The sequence below is a fragment of the Boudabousia liubingyangii genome (genome assembly GCF_001907245.1).
Lineage (GTDB): Bacteria > Actinomycetota > Actinomycetes > Actinomycetales > Actinomycetaceae > Boudabousia > Boudabousia liubingyangii.
The window spans coordinates 12,591-33,442 of record NZ_MQSU01000004.1; the positions used below are offsets into that span (position 1 = coordinate 12,591).

The window sequence follows — 20,852 nt, forward strand, 5'->3', positions numbered from 1 at the left end:
ACTATTTTAGCAGAATGAGGCGTGGGATCTAAGATGCGTTAACCTTCTATTCGGCTTCTTACTATTTATATTTAAAGCTGCTTGAATGCTTTTGAAGGAGTTGAAATGAACTGGTTTCTGAATAACGCGCCGGTGTTAAGTTCGGTTGTTGTACCAATACTGCTTGCTGTAGTTAGACCATTGATGGACAGGGAAAGTGGCGGTAGAGCTTTACGGTTGATAAAGAGTCAAGTGAAACTAAGGGAAGGCCTGCAAGGATCTGAAAAGGCTCTTGCAGAATTAGATGACCTACTTTCTTTAGAAATGACTGTATATTCTGCGAAAATGCGCTCAAGATTAAAACGAAAACTAGATTTCCCAACGGTCATGGCAGCAATTGTGCTTTCCCTAGCTGGTGGTGGAATTAGCTACAGTCTGCTGACAGCAGCTAACTACGCTACCGGATGGCTGGGCACAGTATTATGGGTCACTGCAATCGCTTGGTTTATTTTTGTTCTTCTGATTGTGTTTGCTGGAGCAATACCTAACTTGTTTAAGTATGAAGAGGGAGAGTAAGTAAAATGAGTCGATATCAAATCGTTATTTCCTGGCGTTGACTTTTATTATCTGTGGGCTTATCTTATAAGGCTATTTGATTAAGGAGGTCTTCTCAATGAACCACAAACTAGAGGTGGAAAAAGCACTTCAGAGGCTTAAGGCTGCAGGTTTTAAACATATCCAAGATTCTCAGATACCTTTGCCCGTCGTTGCTGGGAAAGGCCTAATTGCTTGGGCTCCAGAAAATGATGGAGAACTAAGACCTCATACATTCGTCTTAATTATGGAAGGGATTCCAGAAGCTGGATTGCCGTACCTTACCCGGGTAAAGAATGAGCTATCGACTAGGGAACACTATATTGTCACTAAAGGCTCTTGGTTCATCGCAGATGATCATCTAGAAAGCCTTAAAGCTATTGATCGTATTCCCAGTGCCCCTGAAGGAGATGGAATCCTATCTGATAAAGAAAATCTCGCTCGGATTCTGGTTGGCTTGATCAAACGAGACTTGAGTGGGAATCAAGTCTCTTCGGTAAAAGTGATCCGGGAAAAACTGAAGGAAGTCTCAGATCAAGGAACTCTGCCATTCTTTGATGGTAGTACGATCTCGGTAAATCAGAACATGGTTCGTTCAGTCGTGAAAGAACTCTTAGAACGTGACTCGATGCTTCGGGTTAGAGCCGATGAACAGCTCTTAGTAGATCCGGTGATTGCAAAGGCCATGGCAAATTTGGGGGCACAGAAACCAGCCAATACTGTGCTAGATCCCTTTGTCGGTTTAGGTGTAACACTGGCTTCTCTGGCAGCTGAGCTGCAATTTAAAGGGTTAAAAGCCGAGTATGTTGGAATCGAGATTGAACCTGAAACGGCACAACTAACACGCCTAATCAATTATAAAGAGATATCAATAGATATCCAGGAGGCTGACTCATTTAGCACTGATATTCCGAAGGCAGAATTGATTCTTACAGTGCCCCCGTTTGGAAGATTTGAACGTAAATGGGAGCTATTAAATAACCAAACCACTAGGGAAATCCATGTTGCAGCCTTGGACCTTTGCCTCAGGGCCCTTTCGGAGCATGGAAGGCTAATCATCCAGCTCCCTTATTCTTTTACCACAAGTCCTGTTTTGGAAGCGTATCGTCAGTACTTAGCAGAAAACTATCGAGTTGCTGCGATTATCGGACTACCTTCGGGAGCTGTTACTGCGACAGTAATCAGGACAGTGTTACTTGTAGTTGAAAAGGAGCCTCCTACTGATACTTTTGTCTCTCAGCTAGGAGACGATTGGCGGGAGCAGCTATCAACTACTAGCTCGTTCATGGAGGCCTTGAAAGAGCATCTCCTTCAAGAAGAGAACGGTAATGGCGATGAATAATATTGCAATTCTTCGTTTGAGTAAACCAAGTGACTGGAACCCTGAGCGTACGGTCCTAGAATCATTTCACTGGCCGCAGGAAGACAAACTTGAAGTCCTAAGCAACTTGGTTGATGAGGTTTTTCCCCATCATTTCATTGAACAACCAATTTCAGTTATCACTCCTGCTGATCTTTCTCAATTTCCGGGGCCAATCTTTATTCACCGCAGGGAGTATTCTGGTGCAGCATATCGAGTTGGCCCACATCCTGATGACATTAACGTAGGGGACATTGCAGTAGCAAAGATAGCGAATTCAAAGCCTATCCTGATCACCAACCAGTTTGAAGGTTTATTTTTTAGTAGTGATTTTGTACTTCTAAGACCCCATAAAATGGATCAAGGACTATACCTCTGGGGAGTTTTGGCAAGTGCGACCGGAAGGGAATTTCTATCTAGATTATTCTCTTTATCGTCACGGAACTATCGGTATGAACTTTTAAACGCATTGCTTCCCGTACGGGATATTTCAAACTCTGAACTAAGTGATCTCAAGAAGCTGGCTTCTAACTCTACTTGGATCGAAGAAATAGAGCCTACCTGGTGGCGAAAGACCCGTTTAAGCACAAAATCTTGGAAAAAAGTTTTAACTCCGCCGCAGGAGGAAAACATTAAGGACTCCCAGCCCCTTGGAGAGTTGATTGAGATAATTAAAACCAAAATTATGAAACCGGGGTCTATTTTTAAACAAGAGGCCAAAGGCAGCATCCCAATGGCAGACCATCGATATTTAAGCAATCGCGAAATTACCAGATGGTGTATTCCCGAACCAGAAATGGAACTTGTACAAGAGGGTGACATTTTGGTTTCTTCAATAGGGGACAATGCACATGCAGTAGTTGCTGACCAAACTATGGCAAGAAAACAAGTCATTGTCCTACGACCAAAAGATCCTTCAAAAACTGATGCGTTGGTAAGTTTCTTAAACGGTCGAAGTGGCTTCAGACAAAGAAGGTCCTTACTGTCTGGAAGTGTAATTAAAACAATTAATTCTAAAGATATGCTTGAAATGAGAGTTCCTAAAGACCTCAAGGACTGGGAGGGAACAGGCCTCATTCGACCACTCAAAGAAGAGCTAGAAAAGAGAATCTGGAGATGAGTATGGAAATGGTCTGTAGGTTTTCTCCATTAGTGTTTGCTGAAATCTACCATATTCTCAATGACCAATTTGCTAGTTTCAAGCCGCTACTTTCTCGACTGGAAAATAACGGACTATCAGGTGAATGGCTACTTGAAGCGGAACAGAACTATCGAGAAAAATGGGAGTCTATCATTCCCGAGGTCTCTCAAGAGACTGCTAACTCTTTGGCGTTATCCGATGATCATGCTGAGTTCGCTTCTTTTCTTCTAGCTTCTTTAGAGTCACAAGGCAGCTCAGCAGATTTTTCGACCCTTCTGATTTCTCGAGTTAACAGCCAAGTAAAGGAATCATGCCCCACCCTTAGCTTTCCGTTACCAGGTTCATTTCAACCTGAGATTATTGGGTGGACCCTGGGTCAACGTCTTCAAATTCCCGGGGCTTTGAGGACTGCGATTCCTGCGTTGATGCCGTATGACGAGGATGCAAGAGAGGCTTTTATGGGCCTCGTTAATCACTTTTATGTGCTGCAAGAACTACCTCAACCGTGGCCTGAAATGATGTGTAGTTCTCTGTATTGGCGTGGATATGGGATCGCTGAAGCTTTGCGTGCGGATACTTGTCAAAATGGAAACGAAGCGATCAGGCAATTACAAGCGGAGTGTAATCGTTTTTTCGAGGATGGATTACGACAACGCATTAATCGTCATCTAAATGCGTTTGGAGAGAAACGTAATACCCTGTCGCATGTGGCAAAGTCGCCTAATAGAGCGCGGTTTGTTGAAGTGATTGCAGCTGTATGCCAAGAGGAAGAGGTAGACCTAACAATGAAAGCTATTACGCAATTCGTATTCAGAGAGGTTACGAAGCAGATGAATGATCCTAAATCTTCTAATGCGTACAATGACCGTTGGGATAACGCGCTTCGTTGGGATCTAGAAATATACTAGGGTCATTGGCGCCATAAGATGACGGCTAAATGATACGTACTTAAAGTTAGACGATAGATCAAACCTAGGTTGAAAGATTAGATATATGACGGAAATAATGACTCTTTCGCAGTTGGAAGGGTATCTAGCGTCTGCTGCGGACCTGTTGCGAGGTAGCATCGACCAAGCAGATTTCAAGGCCTTCATATTTCCGATGATGTTCTTTAAGCGTCTCTCAGATGTGTACGATGCCGAGTATGTTCACGCATTGACTGAGTCTGATGGGGATGATGAATATGCCCGACTACCGGAAAATCATCACTTTGACATTCCCAGAGATGCTTCGTGGGAGTCAGTACGACAAACTACCGTAAACGTAGGGCAAGCATTGGTCCGTGCTTTCCGAGCTATCGAGAGCGCGAATCCAAAAACTTTGGCCGGCATTTTCGGGAATGCCCCGTGGACGAACAAGGCGAAGCTATCTGATGACAAGCTGTTGGACCTGATTGAGCATTTCTCCACGAAGAACCTCTCAAACGAGGTTGTTGCGCCGGATGTGTTTGGCCAAGCCTACGAGTATCTCATTAAGCGGTTCGCTGACCTGTCGCGTAAGAAGGCTGGCGAGTACTACACGCCTCGAAGTGTAGTGCGGTTGATGGTAGGGATTTTGGATCCTCAACCGGGCGAGGACACGTATGATCCGGCTTGTGGAACGGCCGGGATGCTCCTCGAAGTCATCGCCCATACCAAGGAGCAGGGGCACGACCCGCGATTGTTGTGGGGGCACCTCTTTGGGCAGGACAAGACCCTGACCACTGCGTCGATTGCGCGGATGAACCTACTGCTCCACGGAGTTCCCGAGTTCACGATCGTGCGTGAGGACACACTGCGCAACCCTGCGTTTCTATCCGGCGGTAAGTTGCAGCAATTTGACAATGTAATCGCAAACCCGCCTTTCTCCTTGGAGGACTGGGGGCCACAAGCGTGGGCATCTGACCCGTACGGGCGCAACAAGATCGGCGGGGTGCCGCCGGAGAAGAACGCGGACTGGGCGTGGATCCAGCACATGATGGCCTCGGCGAAACCTGGCACCGGTCGGGTGGCAGTGGTGGTGCCGCAGGGCGCATTGTTCCGTGGCGGTGCCGAGGCCAGGATTCGTAGTGAATTCTTGGGGCGAGATCTTATCGAGGCCGTGATTGGGATGGCCCCGAACTTGTTCTACGGAACCGGCCTGGCCCCCGCGATCATGGTGCTGCGCACCAGTAAGCCCCAGCGCAGCCAGGGCAAAGTACTGTTTATCAATGCGGACCACCTGTTCACTAAGGGTCGCAACCAAAACAGCTTGTCTGATTCTCACGCTAATGAGATCTTGGCTGCGTACCAAGGTTTTGCCGATATCGAGGGTTTCGCCCGAGTGGTGAGTTTGGATGACATCCATGCTGAGGCAGACAACCTCAACATCACCCGCTACGTAACACGTAGCGATGACACTGAGACGTTGACCATGGAACAGGCTTTGGCCAATCTACTGACTGCTTGGGAACAGGTGGAAGAGTCACGGGCGTCCTTGGAGGAACAACTAGCGTTGTGGGGTTTGAGCGCGGAGGACCTTGCATGAGCACCAAGAAAAAGATCACCCGAATCAGCCAGCGCGAGCTCGAGTCCTACCTGTGGGATGCCGCGGTCAAACTACGCGGCCTGATCGATGCTGGGGACTACAAGCAGTACATCTTCCCTCTGATCTTTCTCAAGCGCATCAGTGACGTCTACGACGAAGAACATGACGCTGCCATGGACATCTATGGTGACGAGACCCTCGCAGACCTGCCCGAAAACCACCGGTTCACCATCCCAGACTCATGCCACTGGGATGACCTACGAGAAACTACCAAAAATGTCGGTGTAGCAGCCCGCACCATCATGCGCGGTATCGAAGCCGCCAACCCCGGCGTCCTCGATGGTGTCTTCGGCGACGGCGACTGGGCAAACAAAGACCAACTCCCTGATGCGACACTCATCGACCTAATCGAGCATTTCTCTTCTAAAAATCTTTCCCTGGCGAATCTGCCCGAGGACGAGTTGGGTCAAGGGTATGAGTACCTGATCAAGAAGTTCGCTGACGACTCCGGGCACACCGCCCAAGAGTTTTATACCAACCGCACCCTGGTGCACCTCATGGCCAAAATGCTGCGCCCCAAGAGTGGCGAGTCGGTGTATGACCCCACCGCAGGCACCGCCGGCATGCTCATCTCCACGATCGCAGAGTTGAAAGTCTCAGGCCAGGAGTGGCGCAACCTTGCTCTCTACGGGCAAGAACTCAACCACACCACCAGTTCCATTGCTCGCACCAACCTATTCCTTCACGGCATCCCAGACGCCCACATCGCCCACGGCGATACCCTGCGCGAACCGGCGTTCCTGACGAAGAATGGGCGCCTGCTCCAGCATGATCTGGTTCTGGCGAACCCTCCTTACAGCATCAAGAATTGGGACCGCGAATCATTCGCCCATGATCCTTACGGGCGCAACATGTGGGGCACTCCACCCCAAGGAAGAGCCGACTACGCTTTCTTCCAACACATCGCCGCCAGCCTCAAACCAGATACCGGCCGCGCCGCGATCCTCTTCCCACACGGGGTACTCTTCCGCCAAGAAGAGCGCTCCATGAGGGAAAACGCGGTGAAATCAGACCTGATCGAAGCCGTCATCGGGCTCGGACCAGGCCTGTTCTACAACAGCCCCATGGAAGCCGTCGTCATCGTGCTCCGCGCCAACAAAACCCCAGAACGACAGGGCAAAATCCTGTTCATCAACGCAGTCGACGAGTACGCCAGGGAATCCGCCCAATCGTTCCTACGCGAACCCCACCAGAACAAAATCCTAGCCGCCTACGACGCCTACACAGACCAACCCGGCTTCGCCACGGTCGCCACCGTCGACGAAATTGCCGCAAAGGATTTCACACTGGCTCTGCCGCAATACGTCACGCCAACACAAAAAGACGACAACAATAACGGCGAGACCATCAGTGTCGAAGAAGCCGTCATCGCCTGGCGCGAGGCAACTAACGCCACCCGGACCGCCTACCAAAACGTCCTAACCATGCTTACCCAAGAAACGGAGGACCAGCAATGACCTTCACCGTCGACAAAACTAACTGGACCCCCGTAACCCTGGGTGAAGTAGTCGCTAAATCCAAGAAAAAAGTTAATCCTATGGAGAGCAGATTAGAACGCTACGTTGCCGGAGAGCATATGGACTCGAATGAACTGACTATCCAGCGCTGGGGAACAATTGGCGATGGATACTTAGGGCCTGCATTTCATATGTATTTCCGTCCTGGACAGGTGCTGTATGGCTCACGGCGTGCATACTTGAGAAAAGTGGCGCTAGCAGATTTTGAAGGAATTTGCGCAAATACGACTTATGTTTTGGAGCCCAAGGATGAGCGTATTCTGCTCCCAGAATTTCTGCCACTCGTGATGTCGGCAGAACCTTTCCATCGTTTTGCTATCTCTGTCAGCAAGGGGTCTACGAATCCCTATGTAAACTGGTCGGATATTGCACAGTATAAGTTTTTGCTGCCGCCCATCGACGAACAACAACGCATCGCCGACCTCCTTTGGAGGCTTGAAAACACTAAAAATGAAATCTTTAAAGCCAGCAAAGCTGTTTTAAAGGCAAGGGATGCTGTAGTTTCATTCCAATACAAGAATGCACGTAAAAAGTCTCTTCGAGATCTGGTTAGCCTTAGCCATGGTCACAGCGTTCCATCCTCACTTTATCAAGACGAGGGCTTGCCACTATTACGCCCCGGCGATATGAAAAGTTCCCTAGAAATTTCATGGAGTCAGACAACTAAACGCATCCCTTACGAGTGGGCTGAAAAATTTTCTGACTGGATTCTAAAAGCAGGGGATTTAGTCATTAACATGACTGCGCAAAATTTGGATGACAGATTTCTTGGCCGAGTTTGCGTTGCCCACGATGAAGCATTTCAGAACCAGCGAATAGGAAAGCTTTTACCAATCAATGAGGAAGTGAATCTTCGGGTAATTGCTTACTTGCTTGATTCTGAGGACTTTAACTCTTGGGTTAACCGGCAGGCAGAAGGGTCAAAGGTTAAGCATATGCACTGGAGGCATATTGAGGGCTTTGAAATACCGGAACTCACGGATGACGAGTGCAGGAGATTTTTGCATACTATGTCGAGATTTGAAAATCTTTCTCAAGACCTAAAGAGAGAATTCCTTGCGCTGAAACGAATGGAGACTATGCTGACTACCTCTTTCTGTGGGGGTTTTGATGTTCACTGAGAATACGAGTGTGCGTGACTTTATTCGTGACATCATTGTCTCCGGTGGGGACGTGCAGTTTATCGAGGGCAAGGATTTGCCTCGTGAGACCACAGAGGTGTTCCTGCGTGGTCCTTTGTCTCAGGCGTTGCAGCGGCTGAATCCTGAGCTGGCTGGGGATGAGGGGCGGGTTGATGAGGTGTTATTCAACCTCGATCAGGTGGTGGCTAAGGCAGAGCATTCCCATCACCCGGTGGTAGCGAACGAAGAGTTCTGTGAGTGGATGCTGGGCAACAAGTCCATGCCGTTTGGTCAGAACGGCGAACACACTCCAGTTTCCCTCATCAATTTTGAAGGCTCAGATCCGAGCGCGAATCAGTGGATTGTTTCCACCGAGGTCACTTTCACTCAAGGTGCGAATACGAACCGTTTCGACCTCGTGCTGTGGTGCAACGGCCTGCCCGTGGCGGTTGGTGAGTGCAAGAGTGCGGTGCGTGAGGGGCGTTCGTGGCTTGATGGTGCTCAGCAGTTGCATGATGAGTATGAGGTTGAGTCCTCGAAATTCTTTGTGCCCAATGTGTTTTCTTTTGCTTCTGATGGTAAGGATCTGCGCTATGGCAGCGTGGGCATGCCGATCGAGAAGTGGGGGCCGTGGCGTAACGACGAATCTGAAGCCGACTATATGCCCGGCCTCGACAAAGTTGCATCAGTGGTTCGTGTCCTGTTAACACCTAGGGTGATTCTCGAGTTCCTTCGGTTCTTTACGGTTTTTGGTACGGACCGTAAGCACCGCAAGATCAAGATTATTGCGCGTTTCCAGCAGTTTGAGGCTGCCACCAAGATGGTTGAACGTGTGGTTGAGGGCAGGGTGAAGTCTGGGCTGATCTGGCATTTCCAGGGCTCAGGCAAGTCCTTGCTCATGGTGTTCACTACCAGGAAGCTGCGTGCCACGCCTAAGTTGAAATCACCGACGGTCATCATTGTGGTGGACCGGGTCGATCTTGATGCCCAGATTACGGCCACATTCCTGTCGGCTGACGTGAAGAACATGGTTCCTGCTTCCTCGAAGCAAGAACTGCAAAGTCTGCTCGCCGGTGGCGCGAGGCGGGTCATCATCACCACGATCCATAAGTTTGCTGACATCGAGCAGGCTTTGGATGAGCGTGACAACATCATCGTGATGGTCGACGAGGCCCACCGCACCCAAGAAGGCGACCTCGGCAGATCCATGCGCACCGCACTGCCTAACGCTTTCCTGTTTGGGCTCACCGGCACTCCCATTAATAAGCGTGATCGCAACACGTTCAAATGGTTCGGCTCCGAAGAAGACCCATCCGGTTACCTCTCGCGGTACTCATTCCAAGATTCCCAACGTGATGGGGCGACGCTGCCGTTGAACTTCGAGCCGCGTCTGTCCGAGATGCACCTGGATGAGGACGCCATCAACACTGCGTTTGATGAGCTAACCCAGACCAGTGAAATTTCAGAAACGGATCGGGCGAAACTTTCCCAACAGGCCTCCAGCCTGGAAGTGCTCATCAAAGCGCCAAACCGAATCAGTCAGGTCGCTGCCGACATCGCCGAGCACTACAAAGCACATGTTGAACCCCAAGGGTTCAAAGCGCAGGTCGTGGTTTACGACAAAGAAACCTGCGTGGCCTACAAACGCGAACTCGACAAATACTTCCCGCCCGAAGCCTCCACCATCGTGATGAGCGCGGCACAAACAGACCCACCCGAGTGGAATAGGTGGTGCCCGGACCGCACCGAATTGGACCGGCTTCTAGAGCGCTTCAACGACCCTGATGACCCGTTGAAAATTATCGTGGTCACCGCCAAGCTCCTCACTGGCTTCGATGCTCCCATCTTGCAGGCCCAGTACATTGACAAGCCACTCAAAGAGCACACTTTGCTTCAGGCCATTACTCGCACCAACCGTGTCTACCCGCCCAATAAAGCCTATGGGCTAGTGGTGGACTACCTCGGTATCTTCGACGACGTTGCTTCCTCACTTGCCTTTGATGATGAAAGCGTGCGAGAGGTCATCAAGAACCTCGACAAGCTAAAAGAGGAATTCCGTCCAGCCATGCAGAAGGCACTCTCGTTCTTCCCGAGGGTAGATCGCACCCATGACGGCTGGGAAGCACTCCAAGCAGCACAAGAGAAATTGCCTGATAAGCAGACCCGGGAAGACTTCGCGAAAACCTACTCAACCCTGCACCACCTGTGGGAAGCGCTCTCGCCCGACCCATTCCTGGGCGCATACCGCAAGGATTACTTGTGGCTCAGTGCTGTTTACCAGTCCACCCGGCCAGCCGAAACCTCCGACCGATTGCTGTGGCATGCCCTCGGCGGTAAAACACTGCAGCTCATCCATGACAATGTTCATGTTGACCTGCCACGCAGTGATCTCGAAACCATCGTGCTTAACGCTGAACTCATCGAAGACTTAATGAGCGCAGGCAAAGGCACTGTTGACCCCGAGGAGCTCACGAAGATCGTCTCAGCCCGCATCGCTAAACACCGAGGCAACCCAGCGTTTGTGGAACTAGGTAAACGCCTGCAGGAGCTGCGTGAAAAATATGCCAACGCCCAGCAACACTCGTTGGACTTCCTCAAAGCTCTTCTGGATCTCAGCCGCGACACTTTGCAGGCTGAGAAGGAAGCCGGTGAGGTACCCCGTGAAGAGCGCGGTAAGGCCGCACTCTCAGAGCTTTTCGAGACCGTGAAAAGCGAAGAGACCCCAATCATCGTGGACAAGGTCGTCGAGGAGATCGATAACGTTGTGCGCCAAGTTCGCTTCGACGGTTGGCAAAGTACCTCAGAAGGTGACCGCGTCGTCTCTCAGGAACTCCGCAAGATTTTATATTTGAAGTTCAAAATAAAGAGTGCGGAAGTGCATTTTAAGGCTCTTGAATATATACGCGAGTACTACTAGACGGCTGATTCTAAAGGCGTGCGAAATATTGTCTACTCGTAAAGTTAGCGAGAAGCACGATCCGAGTATCAAGTATTAGCAGGAAAATATTAGTACATAGATCGTCAACACTTCTCTCTCCGAGGTGTAGCTAACTATGTCTTTGTTTTCTGGCTTCCTTTTTTCAGGTTTATATCAAACACAAGAACGAAAATGCGATGAGTCGACTACTAGAAGCATATTACATTAGTCCTTATTAGATAAACTCTGGGTTCTATCCAATTAAAGTAGACACCGGTCTAACAATCTAGGCTGAGAAATCTTGATAAACGTTACGTAACAAAATCAACTGCATATGTTGTGATACAACTTTATAACATAATTAAATAATCTTGATCGAGTTATATCACGTTTATTTGCTGCTATAGGTTAACTCTTAGTAAATTAGAATTACCATCTTCTAAAAGGGGTGTTCGAAAGGGTTATTGGAATATTGTGTCCAAGTTTCTCTAATAGTTTTTTAATCGAGTTCGCATGAAAATCTTGATATGGACTCGGTCCGATTTTTATCTCCGTAATGCACTCCAGGAGGTATTTCTTGAAGTTATTGCCGGTTACAACTTTATTTTTTTTATCATATTTTCCAACCCCTACTTTCAAGTAGGGAATTATTTTTTCTCCAGAAGTACGAAAATCAACGTGTATTGGTTCTATGTCGTAAAATACGAGCCTTTCCTCTGCCTCTGAATTCCAAGCAGAGTTCTTATGAAAAGCTGATTCTCGAAGCATGGAGATTAAGAATGCTTCACTATCGAACTCCTTTTCCAAAGCCTTAGATAACATCTGATCTAGGGCACGTTTTTCACCTAAGTTTCTTACTAGGTCTGGATACTCTGATTCTACGTACGAAACTAATCTCTCCTGAATCCGAACTTTGGAATCCTTAGCATCGTAAATTACTTCTTGGAGCGAACTCCCATAAACATCTAGTAACGGTATTCTATTGTTGGATTTCTGGATTTTGCCGCTATATGCTGATGGGTTAGTGCACGACTCGCACAGGCATACAAAACAGTAGTTATAGTCGTCTTGATTCGTGTTTGGGGCAAAATCGAAACTTAGAGCAATTGAATCGCTCGTAGAATAGTTCCACATATGGCTACTATTATCGTGACGCGTAAAACTCAGAATAAACGAATCAAGGCCAAGCATCGTTAGAATACTTCTTTTCCCGCTTTCTTTAGATTTATGCCATCTAAAGAGATCGAGAGTTGATGAAAGAATTGTATCGAAAGCGCTGTTTAGGCTATCTGGCCCTGTCGGCGATTGTTTATTTATTTTGTCTGTTTTGTCCTGCAGAACCGACAAAATAATTTCTAGACCGTATAAGGTTTCTGAAGGATCATTCAGATATTGAGAATGGCTTACCCAAAAGCATCCATTTTGAAGGATCGAAATCGCAGATTGTAATCCTGTATAGTGCCATACTGCCATTAGGATTCCTCTAGCTCTTTTAATGCTTGTTCGAATATTGACAATAAAATATTCATATTTTTTAAGCTATACTCATCTATCAAATCTTTAGTATTATTTGAGATTGGGTCAAAACTTTTTCTTCCAATTTTGAGGAAATAATCAAGTACTTCTTCTTCAGCTAGATTGGGTAAATCTGCTTGATCTGTTAGATAATCTCGTATCTTACCCCCCGATGAGGAGGTAGTTTTTTTGGGGCTATTATTTCGCGGGGTGTTTAATATCACTGCAGCTTTTAACAGGGCATTTTTGAAGCCGTCTTGAGCGCCATTGACGGTATCTAGGCCCTTGTTTTCGACGAAAATAGCCCTATGTAAGCCCCATGAGAACAAATTAGCGAATCTATGTAGTTTAAAAGTTATTTCAGGCAATGCAGATAGCCTTTTGAAAATTTTTAGGAAAGTCTGTATTTCGAAATCTGAGAGATTATTTGCGTATGCAGTCAAAGCTGCTAGCAGATTGGAACTGATCTTAGAAAGCTTGTCTACACCATTAGGGAATGGATATAGGGGTGCTAGCGACAGTTGTAAATAGCATACGATCAAGGCTGTTATTCCAGTTAACTGGTGATCATTTAGCGAGATATTTTTGATGCTCCTTAGATGGAGCTTATAAACGAGTACCCTCAGAAGGCTATTAGCGTCTATTCTTGCATGAAAATTGTCGTCGAAAATAGCGGAACGATTCGATACTTCCGTAGTTGCCATGATAAATAAGTCGGAGCTAAGAATCGCAGATAACAATTCAAGGTAGCCTAAATGTTTTACCTCATCAGTCTGGCATTGTTTTTTAATTTGTTCCTCCCATTCCAAAGAGGATAGTGCGTTACCAAACGTTTCGAGTATGGCGTCAACTTCGTTCGTATTCTTATTGGAATTTGTTGTGTTTGATACATCTAGGAAATCTAAAAGCTCTTGCTTTTTTCTGATATAGGAGGGAGTCTCAAGTGAAACTAAAGTAGCAAGCACTCGCTCCGATTCGTGGCGGAAATGACGTCCCGAAATCCTAAAAAATGAAGGTACCCTGTGCGTCGAGAATTTGGAGTGAATAGATTGATAACTTTTTATTCTTTTTTCTCTATAGAGCTCGTACTCGGCCCATTTTTTGGCTGTGCTATCGCTTTTTTCTTCAGAAACGGGCCAGGGTGGCTTTATGTGATTCTTGTGCCTTCTTCTGGCCACGTCGAAAAGCCAACTTTTGATGATATCCTCGTCAGATAGTTCCTGTCTCGCTCGGTTAAGTTTAATGAAAGTTTCGTGTACCGCCTCAGGTTTGATCTCGATAATAGAAAAAAAGACCATTTCATTGAGGACTTCATACCACCGATTAAAGTACGCCCCGTATGCGGCCGGATTCGAATCGTTTTTTATCTTTTTTTGCATATCTGCACGAATCAATGCGTAGATTTTTTTATATACGGAAATGATGTTTGATTCGCGGCTATTTTGCGGGTCTTTGAAACGTACCTGTGAGCTAATATTGGTCACATTATCGAAAAACTCCATTAAAAAGGTCGGACTATTTTGGTCGATTAATTTCCACCGATATGCTTCATTAAATGAGAGGAGAAGGTGATGGAATCTAGCATGTAAAAATGGATGAGGATTAGGTGACTGATCGGCTGGAGGATCGTTGAGAGCTAGACCCGTTAGCGTTGACAACAATATCATTAATGTGAGTAGTCTTTGTTGACCATCGATCACCTCGGTCCATTCTCCATAATCAGCGAATAACAAGGTCCCCAGCAAGTGTGTTTTCGAGTTCTTAGCATTTTTATAGTTAATAATTGTAGTTGCTAGATCTATTGCCAGGGGTGACGTATCTTCTCCCCATACGAAATCGCGTTGGAATAGCGGTATCGTTATGACACTTTTTGTATTTAATAAATCAACTAGAGAGGTCGAATATACTCGAAATGATCCATCGTTCATGTTCTTTGCTTTCCTAAGTGGTCACGGATCTAGCCCGGAAGCTGAGCAAATGCTTAGGGTTATTGGTACGAATGTTACTCTTTATTAATGTGTAAATCCACAAAAATTGGAAGACATTTTTATCATCTAGTTTGTGGAACTGCACTTTCAGGATTTCCATAAACCGAGTTTTGGGAAATGGATTGTACGCGTTGCCTTATAATCAAAGTTTAGGTCCTAACAATGGCAATATATTAGTTTTAGGTGCGGACGATTTTTATGAGTTTTGGATGGTTTAAGAAATTTCGCAAAATAAATATTTTTCTTGCCCGCAGTTCAAATGATTTGGCCGAATGTGATGAGAGTAAGATGTTCTCTTAAGAGAGGCGTGCTAAACGAGAGTTGAATCATACTCTTTGTCCATTATAGTTTTTAGGCATTTTAGGCGGTAACTTCTTTTGCTTTCAACTGATTAACTCAAGTCTGAAACTGGTTTGAACTGGGGAACTGCTTGGTCAGTTAGGGTAGTGTCCTTGAATCAGATCGGTTGATTGTCCCGGTTTAGGAGCAGAGGTACAAGGTTCTCAGTGTGCGTGTGCAGAACTAGGTTGTAAGATTCGGTTTGCGACTGGATCTGGCCGTTTAAGGTCAGATTGATAGTCGGACAGGTGCCGCAATTGCAGATGGAGGCGACGATGAGTCGCCTTAGGCTTTAAAGGAGCTGTGATGAACAATCCGCTAATGCCGCCCACAAAGAACCAGTCTCTACTGGGAGAACAGCCAGCTCATCGCTTTGTATAGCAGCGGCCTTTGTCCTCCTTACCTCGGAAGTGGCTGACCCGGCGTTGCTAATCGCAAAACGCCGACAAACTGACCAAGGAGTGTCTTAATCCCGAAGCGCCTAAAAGCACCCCCGCCTGGTTAGCTTCCTGCTGGGAAACAACCGGGCGGGGGTAGCAGATAAAATCAGAGGCGACTAAAGGCTAACGCACGGTGTAGGTGGCGTTGCCCTTCACGTCCTCGACATTTAGGCCGGAAACGAACCGGTACTTACCGGGGGTCACCTGATACTGCTTAGTGCTGTCATTCCAGACGCTCAGCTGCATCGGATCTACCTTCATGGTTAGAGTCTTGGACTCTCCCGGTTGTAAGGTGACCTTGTCGAAGGCCACCAGCTCACGTACCGGTGTCTGAATGCCGCGCACACTGGGCTTCTTCACATAGACCTGCGGTGCGACTGCGCCGGCGCGCTCACCGGTGTTCTTCACCTGGACGCTGACAGTGACTGGCTGATCTGCCTGGCCACTGGAGGCCGCTAGGGTAGGCTCCGATACTTCAAAAGTGGTGTAGGACAGGCCGTACCCGAACGGGAAAGCTGGCTTTTGCCCCATCGTGGTGTACCAGCGGTACCCCATCATGATGCCCTCAGTGTAGCGGGCCTCGAATCCCAGTTTGGCGCCGGGGAACTGGGCCCTGGTATTTGCCGGGAACTGCGAGTTCGTCGCCGGGAAGGTTTGCGGCAACCGTCCGGAAGGATTAACCTCGCCGGTCAGGAGGCGAACTGTCGCCTCACCAGCAGCCTGCCCAGGATAGAACACGTCGAGGACGCCACGTACGTCATTCAGCCACGGCATTAGTACCGGGCCGCCTGCCTGCACCACTACGACCGTGTTGGGGTTACCGGCTGCTGCGGCTTTCACCGCATTATTCATATGCGGCAAGAAATCCAGGTTCGGCCGGTCAATCAGTTCCGTCGAAATCTGGGTGGCGAACACTAGGACGTAGTCTGCCTTAGCGGCAGCCTTCTTAATGCCGACCGGATCCCACTGGGACTTGTAGTCAATCTGAACATCTTTTCCAAGGCGCTTGGCCAGCGCATCAATCGCCGAGTCTGAGCTGACCGGACTGGTCACATTTGATGAGCCGCCACCAGACATGGGTTTCTTTGCTCCCGACCCAACGACGAGGACGCGCTTAACTGGCTTGCCCTCAAAGGTTTTGCCCAGCGGGAGGATGCCGTCGTTCTTGAGCAATACCGCGCCTTCTTCGACTGCGCGTTGGGCAACCTGGTTGCCACGTTCCGCATCGACCGGTTTAATATCGCGCTGCCGGTCATTGAGCTTTTCATCCCACGGGTGATCGAATAGGCCGAAGCGGAACATCTGGGTCAGGGTTTCACGTACCCGTCCTCGAATTTCATCCCACGTCATTTGGCCCTTGGCAACTGCCCGCTTGATTTTTGCTTTCGAGGTCCAAAAACCGCCCGGAAGCTCCACATTTAGCCCGTTTTTGATATCCAGGGGCGACCAGGCTGCCGGGTAGTCAGTAACCACAAAGCCGCCAAACTTATGCAGGCCACGCAGGTCGTCTACCAGCGTCTTCTTTGAGCCGCAGGCAGTGTCCCCATTAATCTTGTTGTAGGCACACATAACAGCTGCCGGCTGCGATTCACGGATCGCATAGCGGAACGGCATCTCGTAAATCTCGTGCAGGGTACGCTGATCCATCTGCGAGTTGTTTTGTGTCCGGTTCGTTTCCTGATTATTCGCCACGTAGTGTTTCAGCGTGGCCATGATGCCCGCGCTTTGCAAGCCACGCACATTGTGGGCGGCTATCGTACCGGACAGGAACGGATCCTCGCCGAAATATTCGAAGGTCCGACCCGCCTGCGGATTGCGAGCCAAGTTGAAGCCCGGCCCGAAAATCAGATCCTGGCCGCGATCAGCTGAATCCTGTGCGATGGTCTTCCCATATTCTTGGGCCAGTTCCCGGTTAAAGCTGGCTGCCTGCGTGATTGGAGCCGGCAGGGCGGTGGCGGGTTCTCCGTTACGCAGCCCAGACGGACCGTCTGACATTACGAGGGCGGGAACGCGTAACTCCGGAATCGGCCTGATATATCCGATCGAAGGCGGACCGCCTGGTTTCAACCGAATGCCGGTCAGTGAGGAATAGCCGTGCAGCATGTGGATCAGTTGATCCTCATTCATTGCATTTACAAGTAGTTCCGCCCGAGCTTCCGGGGTCAAGGAACTATCGAGCCACGGCCATTTCTTAATTTCCTCAGCGCTGGCCTGATAGGTCGGAGCCTGAATGTACGTATTCGAATAGGTTTCCGCAAGCGAATTGGCTGGGCTTGAGGGTGAGCTTTCGGGGATGGTCCCACTAGCTAAGGCGGGCTGTGCCGAGAACAAAAGTGCCCCGGTGCTGGCTAAAGTCACGGCTAACGCCCCAAAGGAACGCCGTGATCTGGCGGTATTTTTAGAAAAAATTGTTGGCATATACTATCTCCGTTGATACTGTATGACAAGGCCAATAAGATAATGGCTTCCGTACAGTATACCACATCACACTTGTTGCGAGTGGGCAATTTGAGCATTTTCGGGTTAATGCCCTTTGGGGTTCTGGACAAAAATTGTATTTTTGGTTGGTGAAAGCTCTACACTGTCGTCGATTTAATCCACGCTCTTAAAAGCTACGTTCTCTGGTGCAAGGGTAAACGCAGAAACCCCCAATACCAGGGGGCCTCCTTGATGGCACCGGTAATAGGGCTGCAATAACTCAAGAAGATGGCGAATGGCAGTCACTTGGTGAAGAAGTAGTTGCCTGTGTCTGGGTCCTTTCGTAGAGTTCCCTCTTTGGCGATGAGGCAGTTGTAGAAGGCTCCCCAATGGGCTCCCTTCCACTGCTTGGGGTCCGGGGATGCTGGTTCGATTAAGTCCTCATCTTGTTCAGTTGTCATGTGGTTAAAACCTTCAAACCAAACCACGTCGAAACCTGAGCCTTCATTCGGGACGGAAGCATATTCTTCCCAAAGGGGAGTCGGCGGGATATTAAGGAAGGGGTAATGGGCACAGTAGGTTGCGACCTCGTCAGCGGGAATCTCACCTTCGTAGAATAGGTCCATTACGCGTTTAGGAGTGAAAACCTGCTCGAAGGTAAAACGCTCTAACCAGTGCGGTAGATGCTTCGCAATCATAAAAGCGACCATTGGGTGATTGATTTGATCTTTCCATGGTCGGCCGTCTTGGAAGCAATAGACACCATCATAATCTGCCAGAAGGGGACGATCATGAGCTTCAAAGGCATTTAGGTAGTGGGTGCGAGCTTCTGAATCCGGGTACGAATGCACTAACTGCCACAGCCAACCTGGCACCGGGCGGGAACGATCAACCCAGATTTCCCAGTTATTAAGTGCCTCATCAACCCAAAGATCGAACCATTTATCCATCAGGGCTAAAGCAATCATCTGCTTTGGGGTAGTGTCCCACTCGGGGACTCGACTGCGGATCTGCAATAGGTTAGGTTCGTGGCTCATTGGGTGGCCATCACCGATCCTGCTCTGGTTTGTGCGCCTACGTAGTAGGTCAAACCCTGCCTGGACGATACTTTCAAAATCGAGATCCTCAAGGTTTAGATCTGGCAGGTTGCACCATTTTAGCCCAGCACCAATAACGCCCTGTTCCTGGGCGTCGAGGGGCGACTGGGCGATATTTTCTTCAAACATCGCTCTTCGCTTTCTTTTTGTAAGGGGTTAGTTTTTTGGCGGAATCACATCAACGCCAGAAGGGGGACACAGCAACAATGCTGGCCACAATCCGATAATAACCCCAGAAAGAGGAGGTGCAAAATTGACGTTAGTTTTGAAGAGACGGGGAAGTGCTAAGCAAACTTTATTTCTGAAAGTGGCGGGAACTGGGGGACTGCTTGGTCTGACAGGGGAGCACCCTCTAGGCAGACGGGTTTGTGGTCCCGGATGAGAAGCAGAAGGTGCATGTCTTCGGTCGATGCCATAAGGGCGAGGTCGCAAGGTTTGGTCTGAGCTTGGGGTGACCGTCAAAGGGCAGATTGATGGTTGGGCAGGTGCCGCAATCGCAAGTGGAGGCGACGGTGACTAGGTTTAGATTCTCAAGTATCTGAGAACGCCACTCGCTTGTTAACGTGGATTGTTGGTCTTCGTCGTCTGCGGAAGCGTAGGTCAACATGGCGACCATGACTTCACGCTCCCGGTCAGAAAGAGGGCGGGGGAAATCAACTTTGGTCACGGGGCAATAATAGCAAGAAATGTGAGCTAGATTGCTATTATGGGCTTGTGGAACAACAAGCGGAACAACAGAAAATAACCAGCTGGAAACAAGCCTATAAGCTAGCGAACCCCACTGGAAAGACCGGGCGAAACCTAGGCGACTTTACCGGTTTCGGCGATGAGACTCCCAGCGTCTACCGGGTAAATATGTGTACGGCACTCAATGGGCATGTCGCCTATGGTGCCATTGAAGGATTAGCCGTTGATAAGGCTACCGGGGAAGTGCGGGAGATCTTCTCGGTTCCAACGGACCTGCCGGAGTGGAATGAGGATCCGATTAGAGTTTGGCCCAGTGGCAAACCGGTAGATGAAATCTCTGTAGAGTTCGGGGAAGTCTTGCTGGCACAGTTGTTCGCCTGTTTCCCTGAGGAGCATAGGATTCGGGTGGCTCGCAGAGCAGACGAAGAAATGATGACTCGGGTCGACTACGGTTACGCCTACCTTAAAGTGCTCGACATAGCACGCCAAGAGGAGGTCCAGATTCCGGGTAGTCTGCTGAAGAAGCTTGAGGAGGAAGTGGAACCTCAGCCGGAACTGGCGCAAAAAATAAAGGCGTACCGGAGTGCGGCAGGCGGGGGAGCGCCCTCGGAAAAAATAACGGAGGAACAGGGCGATAATGCCTCCGATGGGTATGAAGAGCGTATGCGGATTTGGCTTGAACCAGAATTTGCGTGGGCGGCCTTGGAACGGTTCGATGAATGGCTGGTGCAGCTGTCGACGATTAAAGATGTTGAGCATCAAGGCGGTGAGCCCTTCCTGAAGTTAGGGCGGAAGTATCTGGTTCATACGCCGGAGGGCGTCACGATGCGGGCGCTGGTGACTAGGGTGGACCGGAAGCTAGGTGAAGTGCGCATTGAGGCGAAAGGTGGGCCCCTGCGTTCCTCACTGACTTGCCGAATTGAGAACCCGGAACCTGGAGTGACCGTTTTAGTGCGCATACAGGAGTACCCCGGCTGGGTAGGCAAAGTTTTTACTTGGATTAAGGGGCGACGTGAAGCCGCGGAAACCAGTGAATACCTTGAGCGTTGGGCCGCTTTTGCGCTGGGCCTAGAAGCTGAGGGTGAAGAATGAGATAGGAATTCAAGTCGCTTTACCGACGAGTATTGAACCAAAGCCTAAGCTTGGGTCCGTGATCACTGGATACGTGGTATTG

The 20,852-nt window shown here is 48.9% G+C and carries 14 protein-coding genes; 9 read left to right on the forward strand and 5 right to left on the reverse strand.

The genetic code is table 11. The annotated features are described in order from the left end of the window. Positions 1 to 81 precede the first annotated feature (81 nt). The 8 genes from BSR28_RS06930 to BSR28_RS06965 all read left to right on the forward strand — a co-directional run bounded on the left by BSR28_RS06930 (position 82) and on the right by BSR28_RS06965 (position 11,194). Positions 82 to 555, forward strand: a complete 474-nt coding sequence (locus tag BSR28_RS06930) for a hypothetical protein (RefSeq protein ID WP_143237624.1) — start codon at positions 82 to 84, stop codon at positions 553 to 555. A 97-nt stretch (positions 556 to 652) separates the two neighbouring features. Then, a complete protein-coding gene (locus tag BSR28_RS06935) occupies positions 653 to 1,915 on the forward strand; it encodes an HsdM family class I SAM-dependent methyltransferase (protein WP_073713761.1) in 1,263 nt (420 codons plus the stop codon). After that, positions 1,902 to 3,053, forward strand: coding sequence for a restriction endonuclease subunit S (locus BSR28_RS06940; RefSeq protein WP_073713762.1), 1,152 nt, complete (start codon positions 1,902 to 1,904; stop codon positions 3,051 to 3,053). Before BSR28_RS06935 ends, BSR28_RS06940 begins: the two co-directional genes overlap by 14 nt. Beyond that, entirely contained in the window at positions 3,050 to 3,982 is a 933-nt protein-coding gene (locus BSR28_RS06945) for a hypothetical protein (RefSeq protein WP_073713763.1), read from the forward strand. Before BSR28_RS06940 ends, BSR28_RS06945 begins: the two co-directional genes overlap by 4 nt. Before the next feature lie 85 nt (positions 3,983 to 4,067). After that, positions 4,068 to 5,579 (forward strand): type I restriction-modification system subunit M, encoded by a 1,512-nt coding sequence (locus tag BSR28_RS06950; protein ID WP_073713764.1) that lies wholly within the window; start codon positions 4,068 to 4,070, stop codon positions 5,577 to 5,579. After that, on the forward strand, positions 5,576 to 7,096 hold the full coding sequence (locus tag BSR28_RS06955; protein WP_073713765.1) for a type I restriction-modification system subunit M: 1,521 nt from the start codon (positions 5,576 to 5,578) through the stop codon (positions 7,094 to 7,096). The genes BSR28_RS06950 and BSR28_RS06955 overlap by 4 nt, the downstream gene beginning before the upstream one ends. Further along, complete coding sequence (locus BSR28_RS06960) at positions 7,093 to 8,277, forward strand: restriction endonuclease subunit S (protein WP_073713766.1); 1,185 nt, start codon at positions 7,093 to 7,095, stop codon at positions 8,275 to 8,277. Before BSR28_RS06955 ends, BSR28_RS06960 begins: the two co-directional genes overlap by 4 nt. Before the next feature lie 10 nt (positions 8,278 to 8,287). After that, positions 8,288 to 11,194, forward strand: coding sequence for a type I restriction endonuclease subunit R (locus tag BSR28_RS06965; protein WP_233120632.1), 2,907 nt, complete (start codon positions 8,288 to 8,290; stop codon positions 11,192 to 11,194). Between the two features lie 429 nt (positions 11,195 to 11,623). Here BSR28_RS06965 and BSR28_RS06970 read toward each other — a convergent pair whose 3' ends face one another. The 5 genes from BSR28_RS06970 to BSR28_RS08980 all read right to left on the reverse strand — a co-directional run bounded on the left by BSR28_RS06970 (position 11,624) and on the right by BSR28_RS08980 (position 19,658). Further along, complete coding sequence (locus tag BSR28_RS06970) at positions 11,624 to 12,667, reverse strand: protein kinase family protein (protein WP_143237626.1); 1,044 nt, start codon at positions 12,665 to 12,667, stop codon at positions 11,624 to 11,626. Then, positions 12,667 to 14,637 (reverse strand): DUF262 domain-containing protein, encoded by a 1,971-nt coding sequence (locus BSR28_RS06975; protein ID WP_073713769.1) that lies wholly within the window; start codon positions 14,635 to 14,637, stop codon positions 12,667 to 12,669. The genes BSR28_RS06970 and BSR28_RS06975 overlap by 1 nt, the downstream gene beginning before the upstream one ends. 962 nt (positions 14,638 to 15,599) lie before the next feature. Further along, on the reverse strand, positions 15,600 to 17,834 hold the full coding sequence (locus BSR28_RS06980) for a beta-glucosidase (RefSeq protein ID WP_073713770.1): 2,235 nt from the start codon (positions 17,832 to 17,834) through the stop codon (positions 15,600 to 15,602). A 362-nt stretch (positions 17,835 to 18,196) separates the two neighbouring features. Then, positions 18,197 to 19,120: a hypothetical protein gene (locus BSR28_RS06985; RefSeq protein WP_073713771.1), complete on the reverse strand. Its 924-nt coding sequence runs from the start codon at positions 19,118 to 19,120 to the stop codon at positions 18,197 to 18,199. Positions 19,121 to 19,343: 223 nt separating this feature from the next. Beyond that, positions 19,344 to 19,658 (reverse strand): hypothetical protein, encoded by a 315-nt coding sequence (locus BSR28_RS08980; protein WP_143237627.1) that lies wholly within the window; start codon positions 19,656 to 19,658, stop codon positions 19,344 to 19,346. 47 nt (positions 19,659 to 19,705) lie between these two features. Between BSR28_RS08980 and BSR28_RS08870 the strand changes: the two genes are divergently transcribed. Beyond that, the gene (locus tag BSR28_RS08870) at positions 19,706 to 20,770 is read left to right on the forward strand and encodes a hypothetical protein (RefSeq protein ID WP_083563191.1); all 1,065 of its coding nucleotides are present in this window, start codon (positions 19,706 to 19,708) and stop codon (positions 20,768 to 20,770) included. Positions 20,771 to 20,852 lie beyond the last annotated feature (82 nt).

Excerpts from the sequence above, each read along its gene's own strand:
- BSR28_RS06970 (WP_143237626.1), bottom strand. The coding sequence starts at position 12,667 with ATGGCAGTATGGCACTATACAGGATTACAATCTGCGATTTCGATCCTT.
- BSR28_RS06950 (WP_073713764.1), top strand. The coding sequence starts at position 4,068 with ATGACGGAAATAATGACTCTTTCGCAGTTGGAAGGGTATCTAGCGTCT.
- BSR28_RS06945 (WP_073713763.1), top strand. The coding sequence starts at position 3,050 with ATGAGTATGGAAATGGTCTGTAGGTTTTCTCCATTAGTGTTTGCTGAA.
- BSR28_RS06940 (WP_073713762.1), top strand. The coding sequence starts at position 1,902 with ATGGCGATGAATAATATTGCAATTCTTCGTTTGAGTAAACCAAGTGAC.
- BSR28_RS06935 (WP_073713761.1), top strand. The coding sequence starts at position 653 with ATGAACCACAAACTAGAGGTGGAAAAAGCACTTCAGAGGCTTAAGGCT.
- BSR28_RS06960 (WP_073713766.1), top strand. The coding sequence starts at position 7,093 with ATGACCTTCACCGTCGACAAAACTAACTGGACCCCCGTAACCCTGGGT.
- BSR28_RS06955 (WP_073713765.1), top strand. The coding sequence starts at position 5,576 with ATGAGCACCAAGAAAAAGATCACCCGAATCAGCCAGCGCGAGCTCGAG.
- BSR28_RS06985 (WP_073713771.1), bottom strand. The coding sequence starts at position 19,120 with ATGTTTGAAGAAAATATCGCCCAGTCGCCCCTCGACGCCCAGGAACAG.
- BSR28_RS06975 (WP_073713769.1), bottom strand. The coding sequence starts at position 14,637 with ATGAACGATGGATCATTTCGAGTATATTCGACCTCTCTAGTTGATTTA.